10 protein-coding genes and 2 pseudogenes are annotated in these 14,359 nt (G+C 30.3%); 9 read left to right on the forward strand and 3 right to left on the reverse strand.

Annotated features, from left to right (window positions below):
• Positions 1-8 precede the first annotated feature (8 nt).
• Positions 9-1,004: pseudogene (locus L2Z92_RS07485) on the reverse strand (hypothetical protein); the annotation flags it as partial.
• A gap of 212 nt (positions 1,005-1,216) precedes the next feature.
• Here L2Z92_RS07485 and L2Z92_RS07490 point away from each other — a divergent pair.
• The 7 genes from L2Z92_RS07490 to L2Z92_RS07520 all read left to right on the forward strand — a co-directional run bounded on the left by L2Z92_RS07490 (position 1,217) and on the right by L2Z92_RS07520 (position 7,545).
• The gene (locus tag L2Z92_RS07490; RefSeq protein ID WP_236458202.1) at positions 1,217-2,254 is read left to right on the forward strand and encodes a tyrosine-type recombinase/integrase; all 1,038 of its coding nucleotides are present in this window, start codon (positions 1,217-1,219) and stop codon (positions 2,252-2,254) included.
• Positions 2,255-2,324: 70 nt separating this feature from the next.
• Positions 2,325-3,044, forward strand: a complete 720-nt coding sequence (locus L2Z92_RS07495; protein WP_236458203.1) for a toxin-antitoxin system YwqK family antitoxin — start codon at positions 2,325-2,327, stop codon at positions 3,042-3,044.
• Positions 3,044-4,267: a hypothetical protein gene (locus L2Z92_RS07500; protein WP_236458204.1), complete on the forward strand. Its 1,224-nt coding sequence runs from the start codon at positions 3,044-3,046 to the stop codon at positions 4,265-4,267. The genes L2Z92_RS07495 and L2Z92_RS07500 overlap by 1 nt, the downstream gene beginning before the upstream one ends.
• Positions 4,242-4,568 (forward strand): hypothetical protein, encoded by a 327-nt coding sequence (locus tag L2Z92_RS07505; RefSeq protein ID WP_236458205.1) that lies wholly within the window; start codon positions 4,242-4,244, stop codon positions 4,566-4,568. The genes L2Z92_RS07500 and L2Z92_RS07505 overlap by 26 nt, the downstream gene beginning before the upstream one ends.
• A complete protein-coding gene (locus L2Z92_RS07510) occupies positions 4,558-5,040 on the forward strand; it encodes a prepilin-type N-terminal cleavage/methylation domain-containing protein (RefSeq protein ID WP_236458206.1) in 483 nt (160 codons plus the stop codon). The genes L2Z92_RS07505 and L2Z92_RS07510 overlap by 11 nt, the downstream gene beginning before the upstream one ends.
• A 1-nt stretch (position 5,041) precedes the next feature.
• Positions 5,042-6,166, forward strand: coding sequence for a type II secretion system F family protein (locus L2Z92_RS07515; RefSeq protein ID WP_236458207.1), 1,125 nt, complete (start codon positions 5,042-5,044; stop codon positions 6,164-6,166).
• A gap of 377 nt (positions 6,167-6,543) precedes the next feature.
• Positions 6,544-7,545, forward strand: a complete 1,002-nt coding sequence (locus L2Z92_RS07520; RefSeq protein ID WP_236458208.1) for an IS110 family RNA-guided transposase — start codon at positions 6,544-6,546, stop codon at positions 7,543-7,545.
• 230 nt (positions 7,546-7,775) lie between these two features.
• Here the strand turns inward: L2Z92_RS07520 and L2Z92_RS07525 are convergent, their stop codons facing one another.
• Together L2Z92_RS07525 and L2Z92_RS07530 are read right to left on the reverse strand one after the other, a co-directional pair.
• Complete coding sequence (locus L2Z92_RS07525) at positions 7,776-8,405, reverse strand: hypothetical protein (protein WP_236458209.1); 630 nt, start codon at positions 8,403-8,405, stop codon at positions 7,776-7,778.
• Positions 8,398-9,417 (reverse strand): annotated as a pseudogene (locus L2Z92_RS07530) (hypothetical protein); the annotation flags it as partial. The pseudogene L2Z92_RS07530 and the gene L2Z92_RS07525, both read right to left, overlap by 8 nt.
• 428 nt (positions 9,418-9,845) lie before the next feature.
• Between L2Z92_RS07530 and L2Z92_RS07535 the strand changes: the two are divergent.
• Entirely contained in the window at positions 9,846-10,886 is a 1,041-nt protein-coding gene (locus L2Z92_RS07535; RefSeq protein WP_236458211.1) for an aldo/keto reductase, read from the forward strand.
• A 226-nt stretch (positions 10,887-11,112) separates the two neighbouring features.
• Positions 11,113-14,346, forward strand: a complete 3,234-nt coding sequence (locus L2Z92_RS07540) for a VPS10 domain-containing protein (RefSeq protein WP_236458212.1) — start codon at positions 11,113-11,115, stop codon at positions 14,344-14,346.
• Positions 14,347-14,359 lie beyond the last annotated feature (13 nt).

Consider the following 14,359-nt stretch of genomic DNA (forward strand, 5'->3'; position numbering starts at 1 on the left):
TGTTATTTTTAGTGTGATCTTCTTTTATGTCTACCATTATATCCCAAGCCAAAATTGAAACCAATAGAATTAATTGATTCTCCTGCATAATTAATTTCAGGATGATCATCAATTTTCATATGATGTAGTGTCATTCCATAAGAAATATAATAATTACCTATAATATAAATGTTTACTCTTGTTATAATCGCGGCACCATAACCAATAAATTTATTCCTGCCTTCATATGTAGTTGAACGAGGTTTACCAAATTCTTTTCCTAGTCCAAAATTAACATCTAAGGTCGTGAAATTTTTCAACAAATTAAACTCTCTTCCAACACTGATAAAAATTGATGTTGGATGTTGAAAACCTGAACCACTTTCGTTGTCATTTAATTTATTCTTAAAAGTAGTTAAACCAACTTTAAGATTATTATTAAGAATGTACCTCAAATTAATGCCGTTATTAGGCTCTGTCATATTGCCTATAAATCCACCATCACCATTTGATGTACTATTGTAAAAAGTATGTTCTCCTTCAAGGTCAAATATACTAGTTTTTGATCCAGGACCATTTGCATCAAAGGTATTGCTATAAGAAATTTCCGTGTTTTCAATAAATCTTGTGACTCCTGCTATTCTTCTTCCTAGCCAACTTCTATCTCTTTTGTCTGAAGTATAAGCATTACTTTTATTAAATAAAATCGAATATAAACTAGTATTAGTAACTGGAGGATCTGTTGAACAAGAACAATCTTCTTTGTCTTTAGTATTAGCCGATTCCAAACCTTCTAATTCAACCATATCCATTACCCTATTTTCGCTAAATGCATAAGTGCTATTATAAGGATAATCCCTAAATAACGGATCAACAGCAAAAAACCTACCCACTCGTGGGTCGTGCATTCTAAAAGTATAATTTAAAGAATTTCCTTCGCCTTTTAGTTCATCATCTTTTTCTTGTCCTTGGAAGCCGTAACGGTAGTCATTCCCGGTGCTGGTGCGACCTGGGAGTGTCATTCCAAAAGGATAGTAGTCAAAATCACTATAGGTTCACTATTTTCAATACCTAACAACTTCATTTAAATATCAAAAAATGCACTTTTTCGCGTTTTTCGACATTTTTCACACTCTAATTTGGTGTTTTTTTTTGCTGTTTTTAAGAACGTTTTGTTATCTCAAATATAGGAAAAAAATATGTTGGTTTTTGTTTACTTTTGCAAAAATATTTTTAAATGAAGAAACCACAACCTTTAACTCCTTTATTCAAACATTTCATAAGAGATTCTGAATCTGGAAAAAGATTAAAGAAGAATGGTGAACGAATTACTGCTGGTTCAATTGTAAATTATAAATATGTACTTCAAAATTTAGTACAGTTTAGTACAGATACTGATTTTGAACTGCGTGTGTGTAGTATTCTTCGATTAACTGCAAGGGAATTAAAGTCTGAAAAAGCATATTGGAAAAAATTCTACAAAAACTTTACCGAGTTTATGTATAAAAAAGGTTGTTTCGATAATTATGTTGGAGCTAATATTAAAATTATTCGTGTTTTTTTCAATTACCTTAAAGAAGAGAAAGACTTATATGTTGGCGATTTTCATAAACAGTTTTATGTTAGAAAAGAAGAAATTGATATTTTAGTACTATCTCCCGATCAATTGAAGTTTTTAATTCATGACAAGGAGTTTGAAAAAAGATTGACTTCAACACAAATTAAGTTGAAAGATATATTTGTTTTTGGTTGTACTACTGGACTTCGTTTTTCGGATATTTTTTTATTAACCAATAAGAATTTTGAAAAAACAAACGACGATTGGTATTTAAAATTAAAATCGAAGAAAACAAAAACCTATAGTTTTATTAAGTTGCCTAGTTACGCTGTTGAAGTATATAAGAAATACAAATCGAATAATAGCAAAACAACTCTGTTTGGAGAGAAAAATTTATCTAATTTCAATAGGTCTTTGAAACGAATTGGAGAAATGGCTGGCTTTACCGATTCGGTTGAAGTCTCTCGTGAGAAACAAGGTAAAACTAAAAAGGTCAATAGTAAAGCTAAAGAACGTTTTTGTGACAAAATGAGTTCACACATGATGCGTAGAACTGCTATTACTACTTTGCTTATTTTAGGTATGCCGGAACATTTAGTTCGAAAAATAAGTGGACATAGTCACGGTAGTAGTTCATTCAATCGTTATGTTCATTATGCACAAGCTTATATTGATAAGGAAATTGAAAAAGTGCATGTGAAATTAGAAAATTATTAATTAAAATAAAAAATACAAGTTTAGCGTTCTATAAAAAACCTAAATTGCAACGACTTTACACAAATATACAATGAAGAAGATTTTTATTATTGCTATCATCAGTTTTTTATTAGTTTCTTTTACTGATCCTTATACTATTAAAAGGGTTTCAGATAAAGAATTTCGTTATGAATTTTATACTACTGATAAAAAAGGAAGTATAAAAAACACAAAACATTATTATTGGTTTAAGGGTGGTAAAGTTCATAATACACAAGGAGGAATTGCGGGACAGTTACTTAATGAGGAATTCAAGAAATTTTATCATACAAATCAGTTAGCAGAACAAGGAAAATTCAAGAAAGGTCTTAAAGTGGGGCAATGGAAAACTTGGTATGAAAACGGAACTTTAGCTACTACACAAAAATATTGTGGTGGATTATCGAATGGTGCTTTTGTGGAATATGACAGTAAAGGTAACTTGGTAGCGCAAGGAAAATTTAAAAAAGGGAAGAAACATGGCTTCTGGATTAATCATATTGCAAAAGATACGATTGAATATAAAAGCGGAAAAGTTTTTGTTCCAAAACCAAAACTGACTATAGAGGAAAAAGCTATCGAAAAAATTCAAAAGAAGAAAGATAGAGAAGCTTTAAAGATTAAGAAAGAACAAGTTAAAGAAGCAAAAAAAATAAAAAGAGAACAAAAGAAGAATCAATCAAAAGAAGTAAACCCTTCTGCAACTGAAGGTACACAAAAAGCAAAGAAGGATAATTTCTTCAGCCGTCTTTTTAGTAAAAAAGAAAAATAATGATTAAAGCACATAGTTTATTATATGCTGTTTATGTTTGCCTAATTGTTGCTGTGCTTTGCGGAGGATTATTGTTGTTGGCTAACTTATACAATCAGCTTAACTTATACTATGTTACACACGAGTCATTATATATTAGTAATCAATCTACTGTTAATTATGCATTAGGAACTAGTTTAGTTTCTGATGAAGATATACTAACTAAAGAAAACACAGGAATTCAGTCACAATTCTCTGTAAAAAATCATGGTTTACTTCCTTTATTATTGACGAAATCTTTTATGAAAAATGACACCGTTTCATCGGTGCATTTTGTAGGTCAGAAAGTTGCAAATACGACCACTGCATTGTATATGGCAAATTTTACTCAAGCGTTAAATCTTTCTGGAAACGTTACAATTAAAGGAGATGTGTTTATGCCAACTGAACGCACAAAAGAATCTTATATAAATAACAAACCCAACATAATTAACATTCAAGGAAAGAAAGCCATTTCAGAGATTCAACTACCAACACTTTCGGATAAATGCAAATCTATTTATGAAACTAGAAATAGTGCAAAAGTGAATTGGAATGATTTTGAAAAAAAGAATGATTCTATCTATGTAAATTCTTTTTTCAATGAAACTATCAAATTTCAAATGAGTAGTACGATATTAGACAATAAAATCATTAAAGGCAATTTTATAATTAGTTCAAATGATTCGATTTACATTCGAAAAAACAATGTATTGGAAGATGTGATTATTATTGCTCCAAAAGTTGCAATTGAAGAAGGTTTTGAAGGTACTATTCAGGTGTTTGCTAAAGAATCGATTACCCTAGAAAAAGAAGTGATTTTACATTATCCTTCAGTCGTTGCTTTGTATAACCCTATTGAAGATAAAAAAGCTTTTATCCAAATTGATGAAGCAGTGAAAATTGCAGGTTTGGTGTTACTTTTTGGAAATGATATTATTCATTTGGATAAAAACAAATTAGAAATAAAAGAAAAAGGCAAAATAATAGGTAATATCTATTGTTCTGGAATTTTAACCTTAAAAAGTGATGTCTATGGTTCTGTTTATACTTCAAAACTAAATCATAAAACACCTTCTTCTACCTATTCTAACACACTGGCAGACATTATAATTGATGTTACAAAGAAACCAAACGTTTTTATAGATATGCCCATTTTTGATAATAAAAACACGCGTTATGCTATTATTAAAAAAGTATTATAAAGCCAATTCTATTATAGAATCCGTCATTGCATTAACCATTATTTCGATATGTATTTATATCTCTATAATGGTATATGCAAATGTATTTTCGCCTAGAACGTCAATTCATCAATACAGTCATCAAAATGAAGTTAATGAGCAATTCTATTTGTTACAACTACAAGAAGAAGCTTCTGTTGAAAATATAGAAATAACAGAAAACTGGCTCACTACTTATTTGAAAGAAGTAACGCTAACGTATAAAGATAGTTTGACTTCTGATGTTTCGAAAACTGTTTATATTCATACAGATGGAGAATAAGAACTATATAAAGGCTTTTTCAATAGTTGAAGTCATGGTAAGCATGGTAATTACTGCTATTATTGTCGGACTCATTTTTGGTGTTTTTACTATTGTTTCTGAACAGATATTAGAATTTAAGAAAGAAAACGAACAAACAGCAGATTTCAATCGATTGTCTTATAGTTTAAATAAAGCGGTTTTCGATTGCGAAAAGATGTTGCCAAAAGAGAATGGAGTTTATTTTCAAACTTATGATGGAGATACAATTTTGTATCAAAAAAAAGACGATTATCTCATTCGAAAAGCAGCAACTTTTACCGATACGTTTAGGCTTAATTTTCAAGCAATACGACTCGATTCTGTTTATAATGCTAAGAAGAGCAAAGTGTTTCAGCGATTAGAATTAGAACTTGTAATTCATGAAAAGAATGTTCCTTTACGATTTTACAAACCTATTTATGCCAATCAATTAATCCTTTGGAAAGAATAATATGAGTTTAGACTTAAACAATTATAAGAAAACAGCGCAAAAAGAAAAAAAGGATTTCCAATTTAGTTTGGGAAAAATTAGTTTGTCCAAAACTTTTTCAGACAAGCAAAAAGAGGTTTTTTATAGAGAATTAGGTATGCTTTTAAAATCGGGAGTCGATTTTAAAAAAGCATTAGAAATTTTGAGTCAGCAAGTAGAAAAGAAAAAAGAAAAAGAGTTAATCTTAACTTTGAAAGACAATATTGTACACGGTAAAAGCATCTATGAATCGATGATGGAATCGAAGCAATTTTCTCCTTATGAATATTATAGTGTTCAAATTGGTGAAGAAACCAGAAAATTAGAAGAGGTTTTAACTGAATTGCAAAAATATTTCAATCGAAAAATTCAAATGCGTAGGCAAATTGTATCTGTATTAACATACCCTTCTATTGTAATGTTGGTGACTGTTTTGGTGCTGTATTTCATGTTGAATAAAGTTGTTCCTATGTTTAGCTCGGTGTTTCGTCAATTTGGGAGCGAATTACCTAAAAGCACACAATATATTATTAAAATTTCTAACTATTCTGGAACGTTATTTTTATTGTTTTTCTTAACAATTATTGGTTTAGTGGTAGCGCATTTCATGTTGAAAGAAAAAGAAGGTTATCGAAAATTCATTTCAAACCTAATCTTGAAAATTCCTTATTTCGGAAACCTCATTCGAAAAATATACATTTCTCGTTTTTGTCAATCGATGAATTTATTGATTACATCAAAAACTACTTTACTAACATCTTTGTCTTTAACTTCAAAAATGATTGGATTTTACCCTATTGAAAAGTCAATTGAAACGATTAAAGCAGATATAACAAAAGGAGCTTCTTTACATGAAAGCCTTAGAAAGCACACTATTTATGAAAACAAATTGGTTTCTATGGTTGAAGTTGCAGAACAGATTAACCAACTAGACACGATGTTTGAACGCTTAACGGAACAATATAATGAAGAAATTAGCCATCAAACAAAGATGATTGGTGTCGTTTTAGAACCTATGATAATTATTGTTATTGGAGTTATTGTTGGAGTTATTATGGTCTCTATGTATGCCCCTATGTTCGATTTAAGTAAAATTATTAATAGTTAATACTTTTTTATCTCTAAGAATTCAGAACGTAATTGTAAAGCAAATCGCATTCGTTAAAATCTATGTCTTTCAAAAAAGACAACTTTCTTAAGCTAAACAATTATGCAAAACAACAAAAGCCACTATAATGTGGCTTTTTTGTTTTATATACTTTGTGGGCCTTTAGATTTGCATAATAAATTATTCGTAATTTTAAACTAACAACCAAACTGACAAAGTGAACCATTTTGTGGGCAAGATTTCTAGATCTATTCTGTGATTAGGACTTTGTCAGTTTATATTGAATAAGCATCAAATAGTAATTCAGGTTTTTAGACCTATTATTAAGGTTACGAGTGTATTCAATAAATTGGTTGCTAATCTTTAAAAACTTTTCTATGAGCAAATTTAAACATTTTTTAGGCATTGATGCTTCAAAAGAATACTTTGATGCTGTAGTTATTTTAGATGGAATTAAAGAAAAACCCGTTCACAGTCAATTTGTAAATGATTACAAAGGAATCAAATCCCTTTATAAATGGTTGAAAGAACAAGGTTCTACTTTTGAGAATACGCTTGTTTGTTTAGAACATACAGGTATGTATGGGAAATTAATTATCAAATATTTAATGGTTTATAATTTTTCTCTTTGGGTTGAAATGTCATTAAAAATAATCAAAAGTATTGGAATTCAAAGAGGTAAAAACGACAAAGTTGATGCCGAAAGAATCGCTTTTTATGCTATGAAAAACGTAGAGGAATCCATTACTTATAATCCCCCGAGAACGGAAATAGATAAAATCAAAAACCTTTTATCATTACGTGAGAAACTAGTTGACACAAAATCTTGTTTATTACGCAATGCAAAAGAACTTAAATCATTTGATTTAGAAGTAGCTAAATTTTCTGAAAAGCTACAAAAAAACACAATCAAAGGAATTGATTTAGATTTAAAAAACATTGAAAGGCAATTGGATAATATAATAAAAGAAGATGAAAATCTTTGTAGAATCTATAAAATTGTCACATCCGTTATAGGTATTGGCAGAGTAACTACGTTGTTTTTGATTTGTTATACAAATGAATTTACAATGTATTCAACTCCTCGTCAATTAGCTTGTTATGCGGGCGTTGTTCCTTTTGAACATACATCAGGAAAAAGTATAAGAGCAAAGCCTAAAGTTCATTATTTGGCAAATAAAAAACTGAAAAAGCAACTGCATATGTGTGCATTATCAGCAATTAAACACGACCCAGAACTAAAGCTTTATTTTAATAAAAAAGTGGAAGAAGGAAAAAGCAAAATGCTTGTCATTAACAATGTTAGAAACAAACTCGTTCATAGAGTATGTGCTTGTATTAGAGAAAATAAAATCTTTGAAAAAAGACAAGTAGCTTGAACGTTAGAGAGTAAATTAATATTTTTCTTTTGAAAGGAAAGAAGTAAAAAACTTCTTCCCCTTCGCAAGACCTATTGTTTTTTCTAAAGCAAATTTATTGAATTATTCACAGAAAATAATTGAAAAATTTATGAATTATTATTTGCTAAAGACATAGTAATCACAGAATGCAATTCTGCGCTAACGTTTGTGCATATCTGCGCGATCGGGTTAGCTTTTTTGCCTTTCATTTATTTTATTTGGTTTGCAAGAAGACCGCTCGAATAATACTTTCTAAAATAATCAACTTTATATTCAAAATACATTGCTAATGATTCAATTACTTTCCCTGAACAAGTTAATTTAGAATCGGAAGTAACGTAATAAATTTTATTTTTAAACCTGAAAAAAAACTTATAAGGTTTTTCAAAAAATGATGATGAACTTACCCAAGTATTGAAAATTTTATAATTCTCTAAAGCCTCAATATCATTATTAAAATAAAGTATTTGAAACTTGTTTTGAACATCTGAATTGTAACAATTAAAATTATACGTTAATACCTTACCTTCAATATTCTTCTTTCCAATAACACCTCTCTTTTTTAATTTTATAACTAGTGGATGTTCAATTATATTTATAGTATCTATTTTTTGACTTTTATCATTACTTATAATTTTTTCAGATAAGAGCTTGTTTATAAGAAATTCAAATTCATCAATATCATTTAGAGTTATTTGTTCTTTTTTTAAATTCTCATTACTGATAAGATTAGTATCTATATTTTTTATTTCTATCTTTTTATCTGTATCATTTTTACAGCCAAGTATAAAAAATATAAAAATGTAACGTTTTATAATTGAATGTGAAATTTTATTCATCTTCTTTATGTTTTATTTGTTGTATTACAGTAGTATTCTCAACTCCCCAAGCATCTATTTCAGCATCTAATTCTGTAGCTGTAAACCATTTATTAACAAATTTTGCGTTTTCTTTATCTGTAGGTTTTTTTGATAACATTGAGCCATGCTGGTCTAACATATTATACATAGGGTTTTTAGGGTCAGAATTGTTAACCACTATTGTAACACTATGGTAAGCACCTTTTATCGAAACTCCATAAAAAGCATAACCAGGAACATCACCTGCTTTTGAACTAACAAACTCTGATGGTTTCATTGTAGACTTTGCAGTGTATTCAAATCTTTCACCACCAAAACCTTTTGTTGTTAAGATTTTTAATTGGTCTAACATATGTGCCCCTCCTTTACCATCTGTACTATAGATTGGTATATTCTCTTCAAGTAAGACATCATAACTTCTATTTATACACGTTAAACAATCGTGTTTATTACCCTCTTGACTTCCGTAACCTAAACCATTATGCGGTGCTGGCCCATCATAGGGGTCTTTAATTGCATTTGCCTTAATATATTTTTGATAATCTTTTATTTCTGATTCGTGAAAAGAAGCATCATCTATCCTAGTTGTAAGTTTGTTTCCTTCTAAATCATTAATATCAAAACCTATCCAATAATATTTTTTTCCATGTACTTCAATAGTTTCTAAAGTATTAGCAAGAGTACCATTAGTATGATAGTGTTTCAACAATGGACTAGATAAGTTTTCGACTTGGTCATATGGCAAATACTCTAAACCTTCTAATTCTACACCATCAATCAATCTATTTTCACTAAAAGCATAAGGACTATTATATGCGTATTCTGAAGCTAAAAGGTCAACAGCAAAAAACCTACCCACTCGTGGGTCGTGCATTCTAAAAGTATAATTTAAAGAATTTCCTTCGCCTTTTAGTTCATCATCTTTTTCTTGTCCTTGGAAGCCGTAACGGTAGTCATTCCCGGTGCTGGTGCGACCTGGGAGTGTCATTCCAAAAGGATAGTAGTCAAAATCACTATAGGTTCAATATTTTCAATACCTAACAACTTCATTTAAATATCAAAAAATGCACTTTTTTGTGTTTTTCGACATTTTTCGCACTCTAATTTGGTGTTTTTTTTGGCTATTTTTAAGAACGTTTTGTTATCTCAAATATAGGGAGAAATTTTCAAACAAAATAGTTACTTTTCTTTAAAATCAAATTGTAGTTAAACAGAATTATTTTTCTGAAAGGGTTCGCTAGTTTTTATTTGTTTATTTCCAAAAAATAAAAATGTAGTTATTAATTGTTTTAGTTTTCATCAAATAATTCAAATTTTAAACATAGACTAGATTTGTATTCACATTTCTTTAACAACATTTATCCTGTTTTTTCTTGATTAGAAATGTATTTTTGTAACGCTATATAATTATTTTAGAAGATGAGATATACTACTTTACCTAATACAGATATAAAAATAAGTGAAGCTTGTCTTGGGACAATGACTTTTGGAAATCAGAATACTGAAGAGGAAGCACATTCGCAACTCGATTTTGCAATAGAGAAAGGAATCAATTTTATTGATACAGCAGAAATGTATCCAATAGGAGGCAACGAGCATATCTTTGGAAGCACAGAAAGATATATTGGTAGTTGGATTAATAAAATTGGTAAAACAGAAAGAGAAAAATTAGTTATTGCTACTAAAATTGCGGGACCAAATAGAGGGATGACATATATTCGTGAACCTTTAGACTTTTCTAAAAAAAGTATAACTGAAGCAGTTGAGCTTAGTCTGAAAAATTTGCAAACAGATTATATAGATCTATATCAAATGCATTGGCCAGAAAGGGTTATGAATATGTTTCAAAAAAGAGGTGTTCAGGAAATTGATTCAAATTGGCAATATAATATTTTAGAAATTCTACATGTTTTCGATGGTCTAATTAAGGAAGGGAAAATTAAACAGATAGGAGTTTCTAACGAAAATCCTTATGGTGTTATGCGCTTTTTAATGGAAAGTGAAAAGCATAATCTTCCAAAAATTGCAACCATACAAAATCCATATTCTTTATTAAATAGACTTTATGAAGTAGGACTTAGTGAAATGTGTATGAGAGAAGATGTTGGTTTATTAGCCTATTCGCCATTAGGCTTTGGTTTTCTTTCAGGTAAATATTTAAATGGAATGGAGCCAAATTATAGAATGGCAATGTTTCCAAACTTTATTAGATATACAAATGAGAATTGTTATAAAGCAACACAGTTGTATAAAGAATTGGCAGAATCTAATGGTTTAAGTTTAGTAGAGATGTCTCTAGCTTTTGTGAAACAACAAAATAGTGTGACAGCTACAATTATTGGAGCAACTTCTTTAAAGCAATTAGAAGAAAATATAAATGCTTTTGAAGTTGTTTTATCGGAAAAGATTCTTCAAAGTATTAATATGATTCAAGAGAGTATTCCAAACCCTGCTCCATAATAAGAAATTGTAAATTTTTACAAACACAAAAAAACCTTTAAAAGATTTCTATTTTAAAGGTTTTTTTTGTGTTTAATTGTTTGTAATACAGTGTTATATGAAAAATGTATATTGTGTTAAAAAACAAATTAATACGTTTTTTTTAGTCAATGATACAATAAAAAGCATTATTTTTCTGTTATCAAATGATTCTTAAATCACAAACAACTAACAAACAATTAACATTATGAAGAAAATTAAAAGTCAACTGTGCTATATTTTAGCACTCGGTTTATTGTCCTCCATTGGGTACGCACAGTTTAATGAAGATGCACCTTGGATGAGGGAATTAAGTAACAAAACAAACAAAGGAGCAATTACAATTGATGAAATGGTGGGATCATTTAATCAATATTGGGAAACTCATGACAAAGACAAAAAAGGTTCTGGTTATAAACCATTTATGAGATGGGAATATCATTGGAGAAACAATGCACATTCAAATGGAACATTAATTACTCCTTTAGAAATTAATGCAGCTTTACAGAATAAAAAAAATCAAGTAAACAATAAAAATGGATTTGCTTCTAAAGCAAGTAATTGGCAGCCGGTAGGCCCATTTAACCATACAATTAATGGGTCTTGGTCAGCAGGTCAAGGAAGAGTTAATGTGGTTTATGTAGATCCAAATAATGCTAATATAATTTATGTAGGAACTCCAGCTGGAGGAATTTGGAAAAGTACAAATGGAGGAACAACATGGACTCCACTTGCCGATGATTTGGCTCAAATTGGTGTTTCTGGAATTGTGGTAGATCACACTAATTCTAATGTTGTGTATATAGCGACAGGTGATAAAGATGCGGGAGACACATATTCTATAGGTGTTTTGAAATCTACAAATGGTGGAGCTACATGGAACACTACAGGTTTAAGTTTTACAAATACATCAACACGAGCAGGAGATATTTATATGCACCCAACAAATTCAAATATTTTGTGGGTAGCAACAAGTGTTGGAGTGTATAAAACAACAAATGGAGGTACATCTTGGAGTAATGTTTTATCTGGAAATATTAAAGATATAAAAGTAAAACCAGGTGACCCAAATACAGTTTATGCAGTAACAACTTCAGCTTTTTATAAATCAACAAATGGAGGAACCTCTTTTTCACAAGTATCTTCTGGGTTACCTTCAAGTTCAGGACGTTTAATTATTGATGTAACACCTGCAAATTCTAATTATGTGTATGTACTAAGTGCTACTACTGGTTATGGTTTTCAAGGTTTATATAAATCTACAAATAGTGGTGCATCTTTTGCAAAGACATCATCAAATACAGACATCTTCGAAAGTACACAGGCTTGGTATGATTTAGCATTATCTGTATCTCCAACAGATGAAAATTTAATATTTACAGGAGTGCTGAATGTTTGGAAAAGTACAAATGGAGGAACGTCATTCTCTAAAGTAAATAATTGGAGTAGTCCAACAGCAGCAGCATATACTCATGCAGATATTCACTTTTTACGTTACTACGGTAATAAATTATACTGCGGAAGTGATGGAGGGGTTTATGAATCTTCTAATAATGGAAGTTCATTTACTGACAAAACAAGCGGATTGCAAATAGGTCAATTCTATAAAATTGCTGTATCAAAACAATCATCAGATAAAATGGTTGGAGGGTTACAAGATAATGGCGGTTATGCATATAGTAATAGTCAATGGAAAAATTATTATGGAGCAGACGGAATGGACACAGGTGTAGACCCTAACAATAGTAATAAGTTTTATGGCTTCATTCAGAGTGGAGGAGGTTTGTATATTTCTACTAATGGGGGTAATAGCCTAAGTTCTACGGTTAACAAACCAAGTGGAGAATCTGGAAACTGGGTAACACCTCTTGTTGTTAATTCGGTTGGAGATGTTTTTGCAGGATACAGAAGAGTATATCGTTTAAACGGTTCTTCATGGGTTGCAGGTAACACTTCTTTCTCATCAAGTATCGAGAATGTAATTGTAGACCCTTCAAATAATAATATAATGTATGTTTCTGATGGAACGAAGCTATATAAAAGTACAGATAAAGGAGTAAATTTCTCTGCGGTATATACTTTTTCTGGAACAGTAAAAGATATAACAGTACATTCTTCAAATAGTTCAATTGTTTATGCAATAACGCAAGGAACTGGTGGGCAAGTTTATATTTCTACAAACGGAGGATCATCGTTTACAAGTATTAATTCAGGATTACCTTCAATTGGTAAAAATGTTATTGTTCACCAAGGACAAGATGCTAAAAACACGTTATACGTTGGTACTACTTTAGGAGTATATCATAAAGATGACACAATGTCTTCTTGGTTACCATTTGATACAGGATTACCAAATGTATCTGTAACAGATTTAGATATAAATTATGTAGATAATAATTTAACAGCAGCAACTTATGGAAGAGGTATTTGGAGAACATCATTAACTTCTTCATCAGATACTGTTGCTCCAACAGCTCCAACAAATCTTGCAGCATCTGGAACTACAGGAACTTCAACTAATCTATCTTGGTCTGCTTCAAATGATAATGTAGGTGTTTCAGGATATGATGTTTATAGAGGAACAACTTTAATAGGAACAGCATCTGGAACTACTTATTCAGCAACGGGTCTTACGGCAGCAACTAATTATTCATTTTATGTTAAAGCAAAAGATGCTGCTGGAAATGTGTCTTCAGCAAGTAATACAGTAAATGTAACTACTTCAAGTACAACAATTACGTATTGTGGTTCTAACGGTCAAAACGGTACAGAAGAATACATTGGTAAAGTAGTTTTTGGAAGTATAAATAATACTTCAACAGGAACTGCTGGATATGAAAATTTTACTAGTAATTCTACTAACATAACAAGAGGAAGTACTTATACAATTACTATAACTCCTGTTTGGCCAGGTTCAATTTATCCAGAAGGATATGCAGTTTGGATTGATTATAATAAAGACGGTGATTTTGAAGATGCAAATGAACTAGTATGGTCTAAAGCAGCATCAACAACGTCTCTGGTTTCTGGTAGTTTTGCAATTTCTAGTGCAGCATCATTAGGAACAACACGAATGAGAGTTGCTTTGAAATACAATGGTATTCCTACTTCTTGTGAGTCTTTTTCTTATGGACAAGTAGAAGATTATACCGTTAATATTGTAACAACTGCTTCAGGTCCTAGTGCAGAAGTTGTAAGTGAAGTAAAATCGGAACTATTTAGCATGAAGATTTATCCAAATCCTGTTGAGGATTATTTAAATATTGATGCTTTAGAATTAAAAACTGCTTCTTTTGAGGTGATTGATTACTTAGGGAAAGTTGTAAAATCAGGAAAGTTAGAAGAAACTCGAATTGATGTTAGTGATTTGAAAAATGGAGTGTTTTTCTTAAAAGTAACGAATAATGGTACTGTTCAAACGCAACAGTTTATTAAAAAATAGATAGTTTTTTTGA

Source organism: Flavobacterium jumunjinense, from assembly GCF_021650975.2.
Classification (GTDB): domain Bacteria; phylum Bacteroidota; class Bacteroidia; order Flavobacteriales; family Flavobacteriaceae; genus Flavobacterium; species Flavobacterium jumunjinense.